The sequence below is a fragment of the Rhodococcoides kyotonense genome (genome assembly GCF_001645385.1).
GTDB lineage: Bacteria > Actinomycetota > Actinomycetes > Mycobacteriales > Mycobacteriaceae > Rhodococcoides > Rhodococcoides kyotonensis_B.
In genome coordinates this window covers 602,528-621,969 of sequence record NZ_LVHI01000012.1, presented here as the reverse complement: position 1 = coordinate 621,969, position 19,442 = coordinate 602,528, and the positions used below count along the sequence as shown (strand labels likewise).

Below are 19,442 nucleotides of genomic sequence, written 5' to 3'. Positions count from 1 at the left end.
GGTCGGAGGCGCTCGCGCTGGGACGAAACGCTGTGACGCCTCTTACATCACGCTTCCCGTTGCACGACACGACAACACATCCGCCATCGTAACGGTCGAGTCTCGGAACGATGTCGGTTCGGTAACTTGGACTTGCGCGGCATATCATCAAGCGATGACATCGACCGATGACACGCTGCCGACCGCGGTGAGACGCGGGCTCGTTCCGGTACTGGTGTCGATCTGCACGGTCGTCGCCGTCGTGAGCAGTGTGGGTGCCCCATTGATTCCGACCGTTGCATCCACGTACGGGGTGTCGTTCACCAGCGCGCAGTGGTCGCTGACCATCGCGATGCTCACCGGCGCCGTCACCGTCCCGATCCTCGGCAGACTCGGCGACGGACCCCACCGCAAGCAGGCGGTGGTCGGGTCACTTGCGGTCGTCGCGCTCGGGTGTGTGCTCGCCGCGATGCCGGGCAACTTCGCGATGCTGATCGTCGGACGAGCACTTCAGGGCATCGGCCTCGGGCTGATGCCGCTGGCGATGGCGGTCGCTCGCGATCATCTCGCACCTGCGCGTGCTCGGTCGTGCGTCGCGGCGCTGTCGGTCACCGCGGTCGCCGGGATCGGACTCGGCTACCCGCTCACCGGAGTAATCGCCCACTACTGGGGATTCCACGCGTGCTTCGTCGTCGCCGCGATCGCGACGTCGGCTGTGCTTCTCGCGTCGGTGTTCGTCGTGCCGACCAGCGGCCACCTGAAGCGGCGTCCACTCGACGTCCTCGGAGCGGTTCTGCTCGGTGCGGGCCTGACGGCGTTGCTCCTCGCGCTCAGTACCGGCGGTACCTGGGGGTGGACGTCGTGGCCCTCGGCGATCTGCGTCGTGATCGGCGTCGTCGTCCTGCCGCTGTGGGCACGTCACGAGGTGCACTGTGCGTTCCCGCTCGTACAGCTGTCGTTGCTGCGCAACAGATCCGTCCTGACCGCCGACGTCACCGGGCTGCTGGCGGGCATAGGCATGTTCGTGCTGTCCTCCACGGTCATTCGACTGGTGCAGACGCCCGAGGACACCGGATACGGACTCGGTCGTTCCGCGATGGTCGCGGGCCTCGTCCTCGTCCCGTTCTCGCTGGCGAGCGTCGTCGCCAACCGGCTTCTACCGAGTGCGAGTCGGTGGGTGCCGCGCACCCTGGTGATGCCGCTCGGGGCCGTGGCATTCGTCGTCGCGCTGGTCCTGTTGGCGGTCGGGCGTTCGGAGTTGTGGGTCGTGTTCGCCGTGATGGGTATCGCGGGTCTCGGTGTCGGCTTGACGTTCGCGGCGATGCCCGCGCTGATCGTCAGCGCGGTGCCGTCGCACGAGACCGGGAGTGCCCTCGGCGTCAACCAGGTCACGCGCACCGTCGGCGGCGCCGTCGGAAGTGCGCTCAGCGCAACCATTCTCGCCGCCTACACCCTGCCCGGCGCGGTGTACCCGACGGATGACGGATATTCGGCGACGGCCACCGCAGGCATCGTTCTGTGGATCGTGACGGGCCTGCTGGCGCTGGGCTTGCCGTATGCGCGACGTCGGGTGTCGAAGTCGCTGGTGGACGAGAGCGTGGAGTCGGCGGTGTCGGGCGGCTTCGCGTACGACGTGGATTCGCGGAGAACGCATTCGGTGGGAGAGAGATGACACGCAGTCGAGATTCCACCCGGACCCGTCGAGACCTTCTCGCCGCCGCCGCGGAATTGTTCGGAACCCGCGGATACGAGCGCACGACGATTCGAGAGATCGGCGAACGCGCAGGTGCCGACCCCGCGCTGATCGCTCGCTACTTCGGCAACAAGGCCGCGCTGTACATCGCGACGCTGCCCGCGGACAACGACGAGGTCGCAGAGCTCGGTGACATCAGCGAGCCGCGTCGGATCGACGACGCACTGAGGCGAATTCACGACGTCGGACCGAGCCCTGTCCTGCATGCGGTCATGCGCGCCCACGACGATCCCGCGGTGCAGGCTGCCGCGTCGGAACGCGTCGACCAGCGTCTGACGGCCGGGGTTCGGGCACGCATGACCGCCGAGGGGCTCGACAACCCTCGCCTTCGAGCGCAGCTGGCCGTCGCCGCCCTGGCAGGCATCGCGATGGGTCGGTCGTCGGGGACTCTCGACGCGTTGGCCGAGGCGGACCACGACGAGGTCGTCGCACTCACGGCGGCAGTGCTCGGCGCCTTGCTACAGCCCTGACGGTAGGACGAGCCGACCCGCGGCGGCGACGGCCAGTGTCAGCACGGCCGCGGTGAGCAGCGCCAGACCGGGATGCACGAGTAGCAACAACGCGCCGACGACGGCACCGACGAAGATCGCCGTTATGGCACCGACGCGGCGGTCGGCGAGTCGAGCCCACCACGATTCGGCGTTCGGGACCGTCAACGACTCGCTGGCGAACGACGTGAGCGTCGACGTCACGACGACCGTGGTCATGTCCTTGACCGCGACGGCGCGGGCGACCGTGGCTTGAAGGCCCATCGCCAGCGCTGCGGCCGCCGCGATTCCGATCCGAGTTCGACCGTCGTCGGTGTCGAGCAGGAACAGCGCTACCGCGGCGGCCCCGAGCACGAGGCCACCGGCTGTGACGAGCGCTGTGGTGCGGCGGTTCCAGCGTCCCGCAGCGCCACGCAGAGCGAATCCCGCCGCGACCGCGCCGCCGGTGAATGACACCAGCGCGATGACGGGACTCAGTACCGGAAGGTCGTCACCGCCCGCGACGCCCATACCGAGGACGATGACGTTGCCGGTCATGTTGCCGACGAAAGTGCGGTCGAGGGCGAGGAATCCCACCGCGTCGGCAATTCCGGTCGTGAACGTCAACGCCGTCATCAACGCGATGGCTCTGTGCTCGAGCGACATGGTCAGGCCACGTCGAACTCGGCCGTGGTTCCGGTGAACGGCGTGAGTCGGCCGTCCGCTGACCGGGCGTCACCGAAATAGACGACGCGATAGCGCCCGGCCTGCTGCGAGCGCGGAATATCCCACGTGACAGTCGTTTCCGTGATCGGACCGACGTTGTCGAAGGAGATCTTCGTGTACCAGTCGCCGTCGTCGAAAACCCGAATCCACCCGGTGTCGTCGGCTCGCTCGATCGCGAGATACGTGTCGTCGCGTCGCAGATTCGAGTTGGGATTGGCGCCCGAGAATCGTACCGACACCTGTTGGCCCGCCGCATAGCGTGCGGCCGGCTCGGTGAGCACGTCACCGAAAGACCTTCCAGGACTGGGCAGGTCGACGAATGGATTTCCGGTGGGTGCGCTCGGAACGAGCCCGGTCAGGTCGCGTTGTGCCGTGCCGCTGTCGACGGGACGGCCGTCGCGCATGGCCGACGCCAGTTCGACCGCGATCTGCATCGTCGCGGGAAGTTGCCATCGTCCGAAAACCGTTGCGCCGCCCTCGTAGTCCTGCTGGTCGTATTCTTCCGGCGTCGTCAGATAATGCCCGTATCCGTTCGTGTATCCCTGGACGACGACGAGTTCGCGATCGACGGCCAGTGCGTCGGCGAGGGCCGTTCTCAGTCTGGATCCGGCGACGATCGTGGGTTCGAACGGACACGTGAACAGGTGAAAGCTTCCCAAGCGTGCCAGGTGGAACGGGAGGATCTGTTGCACGATCCCGGGGATCGACCCGACGGGAAGCACGACGTCCTTCGGTGCCTGGGCGTCGCGCAGCCACTGCGGAAGCAGCACCGAACCGAGCGCTGCCAGTGCAGGATTGCCACCCCGTTCGCCCTCCTGGAGTCCGAGCGCCGGAATGCCGCCACCGTCCTCCTGGCTCGATGCGGCGAACGCGGCACCCAGCGCGGCCGGGCTGGTCGTGTGGGTCTGTCCGTCGCCGGTGAATTCCGGTCGGACGGTGTACTGGGAGAAATCGACGTACACCCACCGAACGTCGACACCCGAATCGAGCTGTGGCGCAATCGTTTCGGTGAGCAGCTGCGACGTCTCGAACTGCCGGAGGCCGATGATGCGAGTGTTCTCGAACTCGTCGGTCGTCGGACCCGTGCCGGGTTGCCCCTCGAGGTTGGGCGTGATGTCGCCGGGCGTGCTCTGGCAGAACGCCGCGACGAAGCTCGGGTTTCGGTAATCGACTCGTTCCACCTCGCGTTCCCAGTGCCACGCCGCGTAGCCCTTGTTGTCGGTGCTGACCAGCAGGTTGGTTGCCTTCATCGAGGTGCCGTGTGTCGCGAACCAATTGACGACGCCGACCAGTTCACCGCCCCGAGTCACCTGCAGATTGACCGAGCGTGGATCGATCCGGTCCGAGAACCGGTCGCGGTCGGGATTGCGGTCGAACGCCATCGGAGATCGATTGACGCCCGCGTCGTCGAGCGAACCCGACGCGATCGACACGTGGCTGGGTTGTACGTCGTCGTGCGCGCGCACGATCGCGTCGACGATGCCGGCGACGTTGGATTCGAACGTCGCCGGTCTGAAACCGAGAGTGGTGATGTCGACCAGGAGGTGACCGTCCGTGCCGCCGGGGGCGCCGTGGGTATGCGTCGCCGACAGCAGGACGTTGCCGCGGTGATAGGTGTCGCCGTAGCGCACCGCCAGGCGGCGCAGGACTTCCTCGAAGATGCTCTCGAACATCAACCCGAGCTCGCACGTCACGTGCGCGAGGCGCCCGCCGGATGCGGCGTCGACGAAGACGAACGCGCGGGCGCGTTGGCGCAGATGCAGTCCGGCAGAGGACTGTTCGAGGACGGCGTACCCGTTCATGCCTGCACCGAGGGGCTCACCGGTGATGTCGCCGACGCCGCGGCCGACCTCCAGACCCGACGGCGTCGCCCACGCGCGAGAAGAGCCCAGTGCGACTGTCCCGAGCGCCGTCGCACCCGTCGCGACGAGGAAGGACCTTCTCCGAATTCCTGACACGGCAGCACGCTAGCAGTGCGCGGCGGACTCTAGGCCGGCTTTGCGTCGTGACGCTCCCGCGCGGCCACGACGTCGGGCAGCGAGGACTCGACGAGTTCGATGAGGCTCGTCAGATGCGTCGCGACCTCGCGGCCCAGCGGCGTCAGGCTGTACTCGACCTTGGGGGGAATGGACTCGAGAACAGTCCGCACGACCATGCCGTCGCGTTCGAGGGTCTGCAGTGTCTGCGACAGCATGCGTTCGCTGACACCGTCCACGCGGCGACGCAACGCATTGAAGCGATAGTCACCCTCCGCGAGGGCGGCGAGGGCGAGGATGCCCCATCTGCTCGTCGCGTTCTGCAGCGCTTCGCGCGACGAGCAGTTGCGCGCGAAGACGTCGGCCTCGAAATTGCCGTCCGATCCCTCGCTCATGATGTGCATGCTAGCGCATGCGATCACGGCAGTGCTTACCTCATGGGTTGCACTGTACGAAAAGTAAGTGCATAGTGGCGGTCGACCGCGAACCACCGACGAAGGAACAGCCATGACCATTGCAGTAACCGGCGCCACCGGACACCTCGGAGCACTTGTCGTCGAGGAGCTTCTGGACCGCGGAGTGGACGCGAGCGACGTCGTCGCCGTTGTGCGTGATGCAGCGAAAGCGCAGGGGCTCGCCGATCGCGGCGTGCAGGTCCGCGTCGCGGATTACACCGACGCCGACGCGCTGAAGGCGGCGCTGACCGGCGTCGACAAGCTTCTTCTCGTCTCGGGATCCGACGTCGGACAGCGGGTTCCCCAGCACGCCAACGTGATCGATGCCGCGGAAGCGGCCGGCGTCTCGTTGATCGCGTACACGAGCATCTTGAAGGCCGATACGTCCGGCGTCAGCCTCGCTGCCGAGCACCTCGCGACCGAGAAGCTGCTCGCCGACTCGTCCGTGCCTGCGGCGATTCTGCGCAACGGCTGGTACTGGGAGAACTATGCCGCGTCGCTGCAGCAGACCATCGAGAACGGCGCGTTGCTCGGGTCGGCGGGGAACGGCAGGATCGCCGCGGCCGCGCGCGCCGACTACGCGGCCGCCGCTGCCACCGTGTTGCTGTCGGAGAACCAGGGCGGCAGGATCTACGAGCTCGGTGGCGACGAGCGACTGACCTACGCCGAGCTGGCCGACGTTATCTCGACGATCGCCGGAAAGCCCATCGCCTACCACGACGTCACCGAGGCCGAGTACAAGCAGATTCTGCTCGGCGCCGGCCTGCCGGAGTTCGTCGCGGAGATGCTGCCGAGCGCCGACGCGGGCATCGCGCGCGGTGAGCTCGACACCGAGTCGGGTGACCTGCAGAAGCTGATCGGACGGTCCTCGACACCGGTCGCGACCGTCCTCGGCTGACGCGTCAGTTCAAGTGCTGGCGGTCACCGATCTCGATGGTGACCGCCGTGATCACGACGCCGATCAGAACCCCGATGAGTGTGTCCGCGACGCGGTCGACGGCAACCGTCGGCGACAGGTGACCGGCAAGTCCGGTCATCATCAGGGCCATCGGGGTGATTGCCAGCGACGTGAGTGCGTAGTTCCTCATCACCAACATTTCGGCGGCGATCTGGCAGACGACGATCGCAACGGTCGTCTGCCAGTAGCCGAGCGACAGCGCGATCAGTCCGGCGGCGATCACTGCACCGCCCACGTTGCCCAGCAGACGTTGGATTCCGCGTTGGACCGTCGTGTGGAACGTGATGCCCTGCATCGCCGCCAGTGCACCCATCGTGGCCCACAGCGGGTGATCGAACCCGAACGCCTGGGCGCACCAGCCCGCGAGCGCGGCCGCCGCCGCGATGCGGACGGCATTGAGCAGCAACGACTTCGAGGCCAGGCGCGCGAGTCCCGTCGAGAAGAAGTTGGTCGGGCGAGCCGACAGTTGGGCTGCACGTACCGGCAACGCGTCGTGACGCCGCATCTTGCGCAGTGCACGCTCGTGCGCGAGAACCTCCTGGGCATGAGATGCCTCGTCGCCACGAGCCCAGGCGTCGAGAAGTGCTTCGGCGTCGTCGAGCAGGGTCACGAGACCGAGGCTGTGCACGTGGCCGCTGCTGCGGCGAGGACTGAGCGCGACGACGGTTCGCGCGCGGGCGATCGCGGCGCGTGCGACCGGGTCGTTGCGACTGTCGACCGCGGCGAGTGCGCGGGCCACCGCCAGCTGGGCGGGCCCGACGGGGTGGAGCAGGGCGGGCAGCATCGCAGCGACCCAGCCGACGACGGCGCCGACGAGAACGGCTGCGAACACCGCCTCTACGTCCGGCGCCGTGTGACCGAAGCCGACGCCTGCCGTCGCGGCGAAGATGAGGATGACGGGCCCGGGGCCGGCGATCTCGAACGCCGCCAGCAGCAGCGCGGCGACTCCGGACGCGATGGAAATCGCCCACACCTGAGCGGCGAACGACGTCGAGACGCCCAGGACGGCGCCGAAGGTCGCGTACAGAACGATCAGTCCGCCGACGAGTGCGAGTTTCCCGGCGCGGCGCGGGTACGGCTCGTACCGACCGAACGCCGAGACGAGAGCGCCCAGTGCGGCGAAGCCGGCGAACTCCGGGTGGCCCAGCAGTTTGCCCGCGACCAGGACGACGGCGACAGCGAGACCCACGCGCACGGCCGGGGCGACCGACGCGTCGGCGCGGCCGAGTCGGGTCGCCTGCTTCCAGGCGCGGCCGGAGACGGCATGGGCGAGCGCGGAACGGGAGTGCTGAAGTCTGTCGAGTGGCGCGGTCACCGAAGTAGTTTATCTATATTTCACTAGTAAATTAAAATGAGTCGACGTAGGGTTGCTCACATGATCCGGGCGCAGAAATCGGGCGGGGACTTCGTCGACCAGGTCCGACGCGAGTGGTCGACGACTTTTCCCGACATCGACACCTCCCCGATCGAGGTGCTGGCTCGTATCGGCCGCATTTCCGCGAAGGCCAATCATCTGCTCGACGCGACGCTCGCGCCCATGGGTGTGTCCCGCGCGGAATTCGACGTCCTCAGCGCGTTGCGCCGTACGGGACGGGCGCTGCGGGCCAGTGAGGTGACGTCGGTGACGATGCTCAGTGGCGCGTCGACGACGAAGATCTCCGAGCGTCTGGTCAAGGAAGGCTTGATCGAGCGGCTGCGGTTCGAACGCGACGCGCGAGTCGTGCTGCTACAGCTGACCGACGCGGGGCGCGACCTCGTCGACCGGGTCTTTCCGGTCCGGCTCGAGCGTGACCGCGGACTGCTCGACGGCCTGGATGCGGACGATCTGGAAGCGCTGTCGGGTCTGCTGCGGCGGGTGGCGTTGAACGTGGAGTAAGACCCGTGCGCGCGAATGTACAGCCCGCTGTACATTCGCGCGCACGTGCGACGCGCCTACACGGTCGACAGCGGGCGGATCTCGGTGGCGCCGCCGGGGGTCGGCGAGGTCAGCAGAGTCGTCGAGTTGTATCCCTTCGACTCGACGACGGCGCGGATTTCACGGAACTGTTCCACGCTCACCTCCGGTGAACGCGACAGCACGAAGCCCGACGTCCGCAGCGGGTCGCCGACGAGTGCCCACGAGTAGTCGTCGGCGATGTACGCGACGATGTAGTTGGTCGGTCCGTCGAGGCTGTCCTGCGTCGGGACGCCCGGAAAGCTCACGTGCAGTTGGGCATTGGTGACGGTGTCGTTCACCCGTGCGTTTCCGACGATGCCGTTGGAGCCGCCCGTCCACGTCGTGCACGTGTTCTCGACGCGAATGTTCGTCGGATCGATCAACTGGTAGTTCGCCTGAGTGTCACGGGCGCATTCGAGGTTGAACGGCTGCGGGACCGCGGCGACCTGGTTCCATGTTCCGAGGTACCGTTCGACGTCGAGCGACGGAACCGGAGCCAACGGCTCCCACCCGGCCGATCCCGTCGGCGGCGCTGCCTGCGCGACGCCTGCACCCATGAATGTCACGCACGCTGCCGCGAGGGCGCTGCGTGTGATCATCGACCGTACTGTCATGAGACTCGCTCCTTCTGTGCTGTCGATTCCGAACTGTCCGAATCGATTCGGTTCGGCCACCATATCCCCGGGCCGATCAGGGTGAACAGTGCTGGGATGACCAGAGTGCGGACGACGAACGTGTCCAGCAGAATGCCAAGTCCCACAATGATTCCCAGCTGGGTCAGCGTGATGAGGGGCAACACGCCGAGTACGCAGAACACCGCGGCGAGCACGATTCCGGCGCTGGTGATGACGCCACCCGTCGCTCCGACCGCGCGCACGATGGCCGACCGGGTGCCGTGCCCAGGGGTTTCCTCCCGGGTGCGCGTGACGAGGAAGATCGTGTAGTCGACGCCGAGCGCGACGAGGAACAGGAACGCGTACAGCGGCACGTTGTCGTCGAGAGCCGGGAAGCCGAACACGTGGTCGCTGACCCAACTTCCGACGCCGATGGCGGCCAGCGAGCTCAGGACCGTCGTCGCCACGAGCAGAACCGGCGCGACGACGGCACGTAGCAACGCGATCAGCACGGCGAACACGACGAGGAGAATCGCAGGCACGACCACGAGCCGGTCGCGGGCGGCCGCGTCGGAGGTGTCGAGGGCCTGTGCGTCGCTTCCGCCGACCAGCGCACCCGGAATGTCGTCGAACGACGCGCGCACGTTCTCGACCGTGGCGAATGCGTCGTCGGACGACGGTGCCGCGTCGGTGACCACCGACCAGCGGGTCAGACCGGTACCCGAATCCGCAACGCGGGTGAACGAATCGACCCCGGCTGCCGAGCCGAGTGCGGTCTCGACGGCTGCGGCCGATTCGGTCGGTGCCACGACGGTCGTCGGGTCCGCGAGTCCGGACGGGAAATGCTCGGCCAGGGTCTCGAATCCTTCGACGGACTCGGCGGTGACACGGAACTGCTCGGTCTGCGACAGCCCGATCCCGGTACCGAACAGCGCTGCGGCACAGGCGACGAGCGCGACGATGGTGACGCTCGCGGTGCGGATCGGATGCCTCGACACGGCCTCGGCGATGCGGAACCACGGACCCGACGTCGCCGTGTCTCGGTCGTCGGGGCCCGGTACGAACGGCCAGAACAACTTTCGTCCGCACAGCGCCAGAAGCGGTGGCAGCACGACCAGTACGAAGATCGCTGCGACGACGAGGCCCGCGGCAGCGAGCGCGCCCAGGCTTCGCGTGCTCGGCAACATCGCCAGCAGCAGCGTCAGCAATGCGAGGACGACGGTCGCGTTGCTCGCCAGGATGGCGGGACCGGCATGCCGGACGGCGCGTTCGAGTGCGGTTCGGTGTTCCGTCGTCGTGCGCAGTTCTTCGCGATAGCGCGAGATGAGAAGCAGCGCATAGTTCGTGCCCGCGCCGAAGACGAGAACGCTGGTGATGCCCGACGTCGAGCCGTCGAACGACAGGCCGGTGACGTCGGCGAGGGCCGTCCCGACCGAGGTCGCGACGCGATCGCCGAGGCCGATGACGACGAGCGGTACGAGCCACAGGATCGGGGAGCGGTAGGTGACGATCAGCAGGATCGCGACGACGAGGGCGGTGACGGCGAGCAACGTGAAGTTGGCACCGGAGAACGAGTTCGCGATGTCCGCGCCGAACGCGGGACCGCCGGTGACCTGTGCTTGCAGGCCGTCGGGAAGACCGTCGGTCGCCGCCTCCCGCAGGGACGTGACGAGGTCGTTCAGTCCGAAACCGGACAGGGACGCGTCGATGGGGATCAGGCCGAGGACTGCCTCGCCGTCGGGAGACGGGACGAGGGGCGTGGCAGCACCGTCACCGGTCCGATCGAGCGCCTGCTGGGCCGCGGCGGTGTCCGCTTCGGTCAGCGCCGCGCCGTCGGCTCGCGACACGACCAGGATGACGGGAGCGGTGTCCGAGTCTGGGAACTGCGTCAGCAACTCGGTGACCTGCGCGGATTCGGCGGACGACGGTATCGACGAGGGTGCGCTGCCCGCCGAGTCGTTCTCGCCGACGGCGGCCATGAAGCCGCCGGACAGGAGAACGACGGCGAGCGCGAGCGCCCACGAGTGTCGGAAGGTGACTATTCGGGCAAACCGGGTCCAGAAGTTCACCCGCCAACAATCTCATCAACTTAACAATTAAGCAACTGAAGGATCTGGCGTCGGCGTGGCGCGATAGTCTGTCCGTCGTGCCCGATCGCAGCGAACTGGAGTCCTTGATCTCGTCGGACGTCCGTGCGCTGTCGTCGGTGTCCGAAGAGATCGGCCGTGCCTTCGGATCGCTGCACGATCTGCGGCCCAACGATTTTCGTGCACTGCTGCTGATCATGGTCGCCGACGTCGACGGCAAGCCCCTGACCGCAGGCGAACTCGGCGCGCAGTTGGGGCTGACGTCCGCGGCGATGACCTACCTCGTCGAGCGCATGATCGCGTCGGGTCACATCAGACGCGAGAAGGACGAGCGTGACCGACGGAAGGTCATCCTGCGGTACGACACCCACGGCATGAACGTCGCACGCGGATTCTTCGGTCCGCTGGGCGAGAAGACCCATGCGGCCCTCGCGGACCTGCCCGATCCGGACCTGGCCGCGGCGCATCGGGTGTTCACCGTGCTGATCGACGCGATGCGAGCCCATCACGACGAGTTGCGCCCCGACACCGTTTCGTACCCCGGCCGCGAGGGTAACCGCGTCGAATGACGCCCGCCCTCACCGCCGAGAAGACCCCAGCCGAAACGACCGATTTCACGCTGCCCGGCAAGTTGCCCGAACCTCGGGGACCGCTGTCCGCCGCGGTGGTCGACGCCCTTCGCGGTGATCCGGCGATGCCCGTTGACCTGCCGGACATTCCTGGCGATGCCGACCCCCTCGGTGCGGATCTGCAGCTCGCCCTGTACGTCTGCTACGAATTGCACTATCGAAGCTTCGACGGCGTCGGCGACGAATGGGAATGGCACGCGGGCATTCTCGGATTTCGGCGAGAACTGGAACGCCGTTTTCTCGCGACCGTGCGCGCGAACGTGGAGCCGGGTGACGACGTCGTCGCCGAGATGGACGCGTTGTCGATCGAACCCAGAACGGGCACCGGACCGTCGTGGTTCCTGCGTGACGACGCGTCGTGGGCGCAGATGCAGGAGTACCTCGCCAACCGGTCGCTGTATCACCTGAAGGAAGCCGATCCGCACGCGTTCGCCATACCGCGTCTGACGGGTCAGGCGAAGGCATCGTTCGTCGCGGTCGAGTACGACGAGTTCGGCGCAGGCCGAGGTGAACGGGTCCATCAGCAGCTCTACGCGGACGCGATGCGCGCCGCGAACATGGACACCACGTATCTGGCGTACCTGGATTCGGCTGTGCCGGAGATGTTGGCCGTCGTCAATCTGATGTCGCTCTTCGGGTTGCATCGTGCGCTGCGTGGCGCCGCAGTCGGGCATTTCGCGGCAACCGAGATCACGTCGTCGCCGGGTTCGGCGCGTCTCGTCACGGCCTTCGAGCGGCTCGGGGCTCCCGCGGAGTGCGTCCGGTTCTACGCCGAACACGTCGAGGCCGACGCGGTGCACGAACAGATCATGCGGCACGACGTCGTCGGATCGCTCGTGGCCGCGCATCCCGAACTCGAGGCGGACGTCGTGTTCGGGATGCGGGCGCTCGCATTCGTCGAAGATCGATTCGGAGACGCCATGATTCGCCGCTGGACGCAATGACGTCCGGTGCGGTGGCTCAGCGTCGCTTGCGGTGGCTGGTGTCGCAGAACGGATAGTTCTTGCTGCGGTGACACATGCACAGCGCCACCGTGACTCGGTCCGACTCGACGGTTTCGCCGTCCGGCATCTCGATCTCGACGGGCCCCTCGACCATGAGGGGCCCGCCCTTGACCATTCGAATACGCGTCATGGCTTCAGGAGAACCTTCACTGCACCGTCCTGCTTCTTCTGGAAGATGTCGTACGCGTGCGGTGCCTCGTCGAGGGGAAGCACGTGCGTCGCGAAACTGTCGACGCCGAGCGGATCGTCGTCGGTGAGAAGCGGCATGATGTCGTCGACCCACTTCTTCACGTTCGCCTGCCCCATGCGGAGCTGAATCTGCTTGTCGAACAACGTCAGCATCGGAATCGGGTCGGCCATGCCGCCGTACACGCCGATCAGCGAGATGGTTCCGCCCCGCCGCACGATGTCGATCGCGCTGTAGAAGGCGCTGAGCCTGTCGACGCCTGCCTTCTGCATGAACGGACCGGCGATCGCGTCGGGAAGAAGTCCCGTGATGTCGTGTGCCAGTTTGGAAACCGGTGATCCGTGCGCTTCCATTCCGACGGCGTCGATGACGGAATCCGTTCCGCGGCCGTCGGTTCGATCACGGATGACGTCACCCAGGTCCTTGGGGTGCTCGTCGAAGTTCAACACCTCGATACCGCGAGCGGCCAAGCGCTGCAAGCGCTCCGGAACTCGGTCGACGCCGATGACGCGGTATCCCTTGTGCGCTGCGATGCGCGCGGCCATGTCGCCGATCGGACCGAGACCGAGTACCGTCACCGATCCGCCGTCCGGGATGCCTGCGTACTCGACCGACTGCCATGCCGTCGGGAGGACGTCCGACAGGTAGACGAACCGCGAATCATCCGGTCCGACAGGGACTTTGATGTGTGTGTTCTGGGCTTGCGGGATGCGCAGGTACTGCGCTTGGCCTCCGGGAACTGCGCCGTAGAGTTTCGAGTAGCCGAAGATCGCAGCGCCCATGCCTTGTTCGCGGACCTGCGTCGTCTCGCACTGAGTGAACAATCCGCCGTTGCACATGAAACAGCTGCCGCACGAGATCTGGAACGGCACGACGACGCGATCGCCGACCTGCAGATTCGTGACCTCGGAGCCGACTTCCTCGACGATTCCCATGGGCTCGTGCCCGAGGATGTCTCCCTGATTCATGAAAGCGCCGAGCACCTCGTACAGATGCAGATCGGAGCCGCAGATGTTGGTCGTCGTGACGCGAATGATCGCGTCGGTCGGCTTCTCGATCTTCGGATCGGGCACCGTGTCCACGCTGACCTTGCGTTTTCCCTGCCACGTGACTGCCTTCATGGCACCGCCTTCCTAGCTGTAGATACGTCCCCTCCTCGAACGGCGAATGCCCCGCTCATGCTGGGACGAAACCGGCGCGACTATACGGACGAGGTTCAGTGCCGTAGGGTTGATCGAGGTTGAGATAACAGCCGTCGGGGGAGACGCCCGGGTGGATCCCAACCGTCAGCGGTTTCTTCCACTCAGCGGATTTCTTACTTCGCGGGGCAGTTTCCCTCCCAATCGCTCAACGATGGGATGGCTATGACTGTTACTCCACAGGGGTTGAACGACGGGGGAGGCACCAACACACACGCAGCGAAGTCCAGTTCGGTAGCGGTCGCCGAGACCGGTGCCATCTTCAGTGCGGAGCCGGCAGGCGACGCATCGGTGGTGGTCACGGTGCACGGTGACATCGATATTCGCAGCGCGCCGATTCTGATCGACTATGCGTGCGGACGAATTGCATCGGGTGTACGCCTGATCCTCGACCTGTCCGACGTGGGCTTCTTCGGTATCGCAGGGTTGCGAGTGTTCGCGGCCCTGGACGATGCCGCCGCCGAGGCGGGCACGGTGTGGCGCCTCGTCGAGGGTCATCCAGTGCACAGATTGCTGGAGGCCGCGAACGTCGTACCTGCTGTTCGTAGGTTCACGTCGGTCGCAGACGCCGTGGCCTGACTTCAGGTCCAGGTGGGCGGGTGACCAGCTCGAGCAACGAGCTGGTCACCTTTTTCCTTATCGGTCCCAACAGCCCGTGCTGGCCCAGTGCCGCGCGGGCTGCATTCATTCCGGCTGCACCGTGCACGCCCCCGCCGGGGTGGGCGGACGCACTGCCGAGGAACAACCCCTCGACCGGGGTTTCAGGCCGTCCCAAGCCCGGAATCGGGCGAAAGATCAACTGCTGCTGGATTTGCGCCGTTCCGCCGTTGACGGCCCCGCCGAACAGGTTCGCGTCGGCTGCAGCCATGTCGTTCGGCCTCTGCACGACGCGGCCCACGACGGCGGCGTCGAAACCAGGTGCGTGTTCTTCGAGGACCTCGTGTGCGCGGTCGGCGATCGTGTCGGCCGACTCGTTGTCCGTCACGCCTCTCGGCAGATGCGTGTAGGCCCACGCGCTCTCGGTGCCCGCAGGCGACCGCGTCGGATCCGCGGTGGTCATCTGTCCGAACAGCATGAACGGCTTCTTCGGCAGAACGTTCGTCGTCAGATCGGTCATCCAACGCAGCAGGCCGTCGTCGTCGGCGCCGAGGTGTACCGTCCCGGCAAGCGACAGACTCTTCGATCGCCACGGAATGGGCCGGTCCAACGCGTAATTGATCTTGACGACCGGGGTGTCCCATTCGAACTTCTCGAGGTCGTCGTGCACGCGCCTCGGCAGCACGCCCGCCGGGAGCAACGTCTCGTACAGCGCCGGGGCCGAGACGTTAGCGATGATCGCTCTCCGCGCGCGGATGGTGTCACCGGCGGCGGTGTGGACGGTGGTGGCCCGGCCGTTCTCGACGCCGATGCGCGTCACGGGAGTATCGCACCGCAGCTGGGCTTTGCCTGCGCGTCGCACCAGGGCGTCGATGAGCGCGCTGGCTCCGCCTTCCGGCACCGGATATCCGACGTCCTGAGCGAGCATCGTGAGCAGGTAACCCATCGCCCCGCTCACCGGCGCGTCGACCGGTGCGTCGCCGTGCATCGCGTTGCCGAGCAGTAGACAGCGGGCAGCGTCGCTGCGGAACGTCTCGTGTGCCATCACCCGGGCGGGCAAGGCCATGAAGCGGATGTACCGCAGCATGTCCGCGGGCCCCAGCGCCTTCGCCAGGGCAGCGCCGGCACGTACCGGTGGGAACGGGGCGCCGAAGAACGCGTCGAGCAGCGGTTTCTTGATGCGTTGAAAGTCCTCGAACAGCCTGATCCAGGCGTCGGCGTCGCGGGGGTCGTGCTCGGCGAGACCGGCTGCGGTGTCGGCGACGTCGTTGTGCACGACAGGCGCGTTCTCGTCCGTGGCCGAACGCGCATGACCGTAGACCGCAGGTGAGCGCACCCACCGCAACCCGTGGCGTTCCAGTTCCAGCGACCTGATCGCCGGTGACGACGCGCCGAGCGGGTAGAACGCGCTGTAGAGGTCGCTGGAGTATCCGGGTACGAGTTCCGCACTGCGCACGGCACCGCCGGGCTGGGCGTTGGCCTCGAGGACGACGACGTCCCATCCGGCGTCGGCGAGCGCTGCTGCGGCGACAAGACCGTTGTGGCCTGCGCCGATGACGACGGCGTCGGCTGTGGTGGTGCTCATTCGGGCGTCGTGGACCTTTCCGCGAGGTACGCGAGCCGCCGGAGCGCCTCCTTGTTGCGGGGGTGCACCAGCGCATGTTGCACGGAGTCCGGAACGAGGTTGGCGGGCGGGGTCAATGCATGCTCGATCATCTCGATGCGGCAGCCGGATGCAAGTGGGTGCAGCCGCAAGGTGATGCTCGCCGAACCGAACGGCAACGCGCGGGCCTCGAGGCGCAGTTCGCGACCCTCGTGGACGCCGATGGATCGTGTCCGATCGCTGAGCACCAGGGGCCAGACCCCGACCGAGTGATGGATGCAGCTGCCCTTCGCCGGCCATGCCTCGTCGACGGCACGAATACGCGACGCGCCGACCACCCACGTCCCGTAACTCCAGCCGTCGGCAATGACGCTCCACACCTGTTCGGTAGTGGCGTCGGTCTGTAGTTCCGTCGCCATGTCAGCCCCCTAAGCCGTCGCGCGTCGTACAGTCCTGCGACGCATGCCCGGGGGCGTCTGAAACGAAACGCGGGCGACGAGTTTCGCTCGCACCGGGAGTGGGCATGGCCAGCAACAGGTGCAGGTGGTATCCGGAGATCACCAACACCAGATCCCGTGGGTTGAAAACACAGCCCTCGGGATCGTCTGTCATCAGTCGCGGACAACCGATTCGACAGCGCGACGAGCGATCTCCGCCAGTTTGACGTTCTCGTTCTGCGATTGCATCGCCAGCACGTCGAACGCGTCGTCGGGACCGATGCCTCGGATCGCCATCACGATTCCCTTGGCCTGTTCGATCACGGCCCTCGACCGCATCGCCTCTCGGAGCCCGTCCAGTTCGGCCTGGGCCGCCTGAGCGAGCCGGAAATTCCACACGGTGCTTTCCACGGCCGCTGCGAAGACGCCCACCAGGAGCTCGTCCGTGTCGCTGAAGCCGTGATCGGTCCAGCTGTACACGTTGAGTGAGCCGGTCCGGTTCGTATCCACCGAGATCGGCGCCGACAGGTAACTGCGGACGCCGATGTCGGCGGAATCGGCGGCGAACCTCGGCCACCGGCCCTCGATGTCGGTCTCGCGGGCTCGCACCGTCGACCTGGTGTGCGCGGCGTCGACGCACGGGCCTTCGTGGGCACGGAACTGATCCGAGTCGATGGTGTACACCCGCGCGTCCGTGCACGCGGCCGTCTCGATCTCGCCCGCTCGGTCGCCGGGCAACGTCACCCCCGCCATGTCCGCGCCGGGCACGACCGCGACGACCTGCTCGACGACACTCTGCAGAAGAGTGTCGACGCGCACGGTCGAACGCAGGAGATCGCGAAAGGCATCGAGCGGGGTCGAATCCGAGTACGCACGCGAATCACCGACTCGCGACGTGTCTTCCATGCCATCACCACACTGGTCCAGTGCATCGTGTGCACTTCGACTGTCGGCGATGACTTCACCGTTGGAGAATCAGTAGCTTACGTCAGTGACAAAAGCCGGTTGCATCAGGTCCATGCCTACTGCCTGGATTTGACAACGAGAATCTCGACCGGAATTTCGAGAAGCAGTCGCTGTACCTGCTGTCCCATCAGGAATTTCCCGACTGCACTGCGGTGGCGTGAGCCGATGACCACCAGTTCCGCGTCGACCTTGTCGACGAGCGCCAGCAGGGTGCTGGTCGCATCGGGATCGGGCAGTGCTGCCTCGACGCGGGCGTCGGGGGCGACGGCACGGACTGCGGCGTCGACCGCGGCGATCTCCCGATCGCGGGCGGACTGCTCGGACGACCCCGACAGGGCATGCAGCACAACCAGTTCGGTGTTCCTGGTCTGCGCCTCACGGATCCCGGCGGCAAGGGCCTGCCTGCCTTCGTCGGTCTGGCTGTGTACGACTGCAACGGTCATGATGTTCTCCTTGTCGCGAAAACGGTCAGCCGAACGGGATCTGGCCGAGGGCGACGCCGACGACGAGCATGGTCAGCGACACGACCGCCGCACGCCACAGGACCTTCTTGTGGTGATCGGCGAGCGAGACGCCTGCCAACGTGACGAGCAGCAGGATCGCGGGCACCAGCGGGCTCTGCATGTGAACGGCCTGACCGGTGATCGACGCACGCGCCATCTCGACGGGTTCGATGCCGTATTGTGCTGCGGTTTCGGTCAATACGGGCAGGACGCCGAAGTAGAACGCGTCGTTGGTCATGAAGAACGTCAGCGGCATGCTCAGTACACCGGTGATGACGGCCAGGAACGGGCCGAGGGCATCGGGAATGACGTTCATCAGCCACGAGGCCATCGCCTCGACCATGCCGGTTCCCTGGAAGACACCGGTGAGAACCGCGGCGGCGAGGACCATCGCGACGACGGACACGATCGACGACGAGTGCCGCGCAATGGCTTCGCCCTGATCCTTGACCCGCGGGAAGTTGACCGTCAGGGCGATCGACGCGGCGATCATGAACAGAACCGGAATCGGCAGGATGTCCATGACGAGGACGACGAGAAGGACGACCGTCAAAGCTGCGTTGAACCACAACAGCTTCGGGCGCAGCGTGTCGCGCTCGGGGTCCAGTCCGCCGTCCATGAAGCTGCCGGACTCACCGCTGCCGCCGGTGGCTGGAGGCGTGGGGCCGTCGTGCTTGCCGGTTCCGCCGGTTCGACCGGTACCACCGGAAGCTGCAGCATGCACCAATTCCGGTTCGTAGACGAGCTTTCCGAGGCGACGACGCTCCATGATGCCCAGGTGAATCGAGAACAGAAGCACGATGATCAGGCCCGCGATCAAAGACGGCACCATCGGAACGAACACGTCGGACGGCGAGATACCGAGCGCCGACGCGGCACGCACCGTCGGGCCACCCCACGGAATGATGTTCATCGTCGCGTTCGACAGGCCGGCCACGACCGTCAGAATCACCGGGCTCACACCGAGTTTCAGGTACAGCGGCAACAACGCGGAGGTGACGATGATGAACGTCGTCGAGCCGTCGCCGTCGAGTGAGACGACCATCGCGAGCACGGCGGTGCCGACGACGAGTTTCATCGGGTCGTTGCGCACGAGGCGTAGGATCCCCTTCACCAGCGGATCGAACAGTCCGACGTCGATCATGATCCCGAAGAAGATGATCGCGAAGAACAGCAACGCGGCCGTCGGCGCAAGCGATTTGATGCCGTCGGTGATCATGTCGCCGATCCCCAGTCCTGCACCGGCCATGAGACCGAACGCAACCGGGACCAGCGTCAGCGCGACGACAGGCGTCGCACGCTTGGTGAGAATCAGATACATGAAGACGGCGACCATGAGGAAGCCCAGTATCACGAGCATGGGTGT

20 protein-coding genes are annotated in these 19,442 nt (G+C 66.4%); 7 read left to right on the top strand and 13 right to left on the bottom strand.

The window, feature by feature from the left end; genetic code table 11:
• The first annotated feature begins 154 nt into the window (after positions 1-154).
• Positions 155-1,651 (top strand): MFS transporter, encoded by a 1,497-nt coding sequence (locus tag A3K89_RS10945; protein WP_068425113.1) that lies wholly within the window; start codon positions 155-157, stop codon positions 1,649-1,651.
• Positions 1,648-2,202 carry a TetR/AcrR family transcriptional regulator gene (locus tag A3K89_RS10940; RefSeq protein WP_068425110.1) on the top strand — a complete coding sequence of 185 codons (555 nt, stop codon included), beginning with the start codon at positions 1,648-1,650 and terminating at the stop codon, positions 2,200-2,202. The genes A3K89_RS10945 and A3K89_RS10940 overlap by 4 nt, the downstream gene beginning before the upstream one ends.
• On the opposite strand, the gene A3K89_RS10935 is transcribed toward A3K89_RS10940, so the two are convergent.
• Genes A3K89_RS10935 through A3K89_RS10925 form a run of 3 tightly spaced genes read right to left on the bottom strand, consistent with a single transcriptional unit; the run spans position 2,191 to position 5,296 of the window.
• The gene (locus tag A3K89_RS10935) at positions 2,191-2,865 is read right to left on the bottom strand and encodes a YoaK family protein (protein WP_068425107.1); all 675 of its coding nucleotides are present in this window, start codon (positions 2,863-2,865) and stop codon (positions 2,191-2,193) included. The genes A3K89_RS10940 and A3K89_RS10935 overlap by 12 nt on opposite strands.
• Positions 2,866-2,867: 2 nt before the next feature.
• On the bottom strand, positions 2,868-4,883 hold the full coding sequence (locus A3K89_RS10930; protein WP_068425103.1) for a neutral/alkaline non-lysosomal ceramidase N-terminal domain-containing protein: 2,016 nt from the start codon (positions 4,881-4,883) through the stop codon (positions 2,868-2,870).
• A 29-nt stretch (positions 4,884-4,912) separates the two neighbouring features.
• The gene (locus A3K89_RS10925) at positions 4,913-5,296 is read right to left on the bottom strand and encodes a winged helix-turn-helix transcriptional regulator (RefSeq protein WP_068426137.1); all 384 of its coding nucleotides are present in this window, start codon (positions 5,294-5,296) and stop codon (positions 4,913-4,915) included.
• A 112-nt stretch (positions 5,297-5,408) separates the two neighbouring features.
• Here A3K89_RS10925 and A3K89_RS10920 point away from each other — a divergent pair, with 112 nt between their 5' ends.
• Positions 5,409-6,254, top strand: coding sequence for an SDR family oxidoreductase (locus A3K89_RS10920; protein WP_068425100.1), 846 nt, complete (start codon positions 5,409-5,411; stop codon positions 6,252-6,254).
• Positions 6,255-6,258: 4 nt separating this feature from the next.
• Here A3K89_RS10920 and A3K89_RS10915 read toward each other — a convergent pair whose 3' ends face one another.
• Positions 6,259-7,629, bottom strand: a complete 1,371-nt coding sequence (locus A3K89_RS10915) for an FUSC family protein (protein WP_068425097.1) — start codon at positions 7,627-7,629, stop codon at positions 6,259-6,261.
• A 60-nt stretch (positions 7,630-7,689) separates the two neighbouring features.
• On the opposite strand from A3K89_RS10915, the gene A3K89_RS10910 reads away from it, so the two are divergent.
• Entirely contained in the window at positions 7,690-8,190 is a 501-nt protein-coding gene (locus A3K89_RS10910) for a MarR family winged helix-turn-helix transcriptional regulator (protein ID WP_068425094.1), read from the top strand.
• 56 nt (positions 8,191-8,246) lie between these two features.
• Here A3K89_RS10910 and A3K89_RS10905 read toward each other — a convergent pair whose 3' ends face one another.
• Positions 8,247-8,807, bottom strand: coding sequence for a lipocalin family protein (locus tag A3K89_RS10905; protein WP_068426130.1), 561 nt, complete (start codon positions 8,805-8,807; stop codon positions 8,247-8,249).
• Between the two features lie 53 nt (positions 8,808-8,860).
• Positions 8,861-10,843, bottom strand: a complete 1,983-nt coding sequence (locus A3K89_RS10900; protein WP_068426136.1) for an MMPL family transporter — start codon at positions 10,841-10,843, stop codon at positions 8,861-8,863.
• A gap of 167 nt (positions 10,844-11,010) precedes the next feature.
• Here A3K89_RS10900 and A3K89_RS10895 point away from each other — a divergent pair, with 167 nt between their 5' ends.
• Together A3K89_RS10895 and A3K89_RS10890 are read left to right on the top strand one after the other, a co-directional pair.
• Positions 11,011-11,520, top strand: coding sequence for a MarR family winged helix-turn-helix transcriptional regulator (locus A3K89_RS10895; protein WP_068425091.1), 510 nt, complete (start codon positions 11,011-11,013; stop codon positions 11,518-11,520).
• Positions 11,517-12,524: an iron-containing redox enzyme family protein gene (locus A3K89_RS10890; protein WP_084423703.1), complete on the top strand. Its 1,008-nt coding sequence runs from the start codon at positions 11,517-11,519 to the stop codon at positions 12,522-12,524. The genes A3K89_RS10895 and A3K89_RS10890 overlap by 4 nt, the downstream gene beginning before the upstream one ends.
• Positions 12,525-12,540: 16 nt before the next feature.
• Here A3K89_RS10890 and A3K89_RS10885 read toward each other — a convergent pair whose 3' ends face one another.
• Both A3K89_RS10885 and A3K89_RS10880 read right to left on the bottom strand, forming a co-directional pair.
• A complete protein-coding gene (locus A3K89_RS10885; protein ID WP_068425088.1) occupies positions 12,541-12,714 on the bottom strand; it encodes a CDGSH iron-sulfur domain-containing protein in 174 nt (57 codons plus the stop codon).
• Positions 12,711-13,892 carry a zinc-dependent alcohol dehydrogenase gene (locus A3K89_RS10880; RefSeq protein WP_068425085.1) on the bottom strand — a complete coding sequence of 394 codons (1,182 nt, stop codon included), beginning with the start codon at positions 13,890-13,892 and terminating at the stop codon, positions 12,711-12,713. The genes A3K89_RS10885 and A3K89_RS10880 overlap by 4 nt, the downstream gene beginning before the upstream one ends.
• 243 nt (positions 13,893-14,135) lie before the next feature.
• Between A3K89_RS10880 and A3K89_RS10875 the strand changes: the two genes are divergently transcribed.
• Positions 14,136-14,549, top strand: a complete 414-nt coding sequence (locus A3K89_RS10875; RefSeq protein WP_240930929.1) for an STAS domain-containing protein — start codon at positions 14,136-14,138, stop codon at positions 14,547-14,549.
• Here the strand turns inward: A3K89_RS10875 and A3K89_RS10870 are convergent.
• From A3K89_RS10870 to A3K89_RS10845, 5 genes are all read right to left on the bottom strand, one after another.
• Positions 14,521-16,152, bottom strand: a complete 1,632-nt coding sequence (locus tag A3K89_RS10870; RefSeq protein ID WP_068425079.1) for a phytoene desaturase family protein — start codon at positions 16,150-16,152, stop codon at positions 14,521-14,523. The genes A3K89_RS10875 and A3K89_RS10870 overlap by 29 nt on opposite strands.
• Positions 16,149-16,589, bottom strand: a complete 441-nt coding sequence (locus tag A3K89_RS10865) for an SRPBCC family protein (protein ID WP_068425077.1) — start codon at positions 16,587-16,589, stop codon at positions 16,149-16,151. Before A3K89_RS10865 ends, A3K89_RS10870 begins: the two co-directional genes overlap by 4 nt.
• A 192-nt stretch (positions 16,590-16,781) precedes the next feature.
• Positions 16,782-17,513, bottom strand: coding sequence for a GAF and ANTAR domain-containing protein (locus A3K89_RS10855; protein ID WP_084423702.1), 732 nt, complete (start codon positions 17,511-17,513; stop codon positions 16,782-16,784).
• A gap of 116 nt (positions 17,514-17,629) precedes the next feature.
• Entirely contained in the window at positions 17,630-18,016 is a 387-nt protein-coding gene (locus A3K89_RS10850) for a universal stress protein (protein WP_068425071.1), read from the bottom strand.
• Between the two features lie 25 nt (positions 18,017-18,041).
• A complete protein-coding gene (locus A3K89_RS10845) occupies positions 18,042-19,436 on the bottom strand; it encodes a CitMHS family transporter (protein ID WP_068425068.1) in 1,395 nt (464 codons plus the stop codon).
• Between the last annotated feature and the right edge of the window lie 6 nt (positions 19,437-19,442).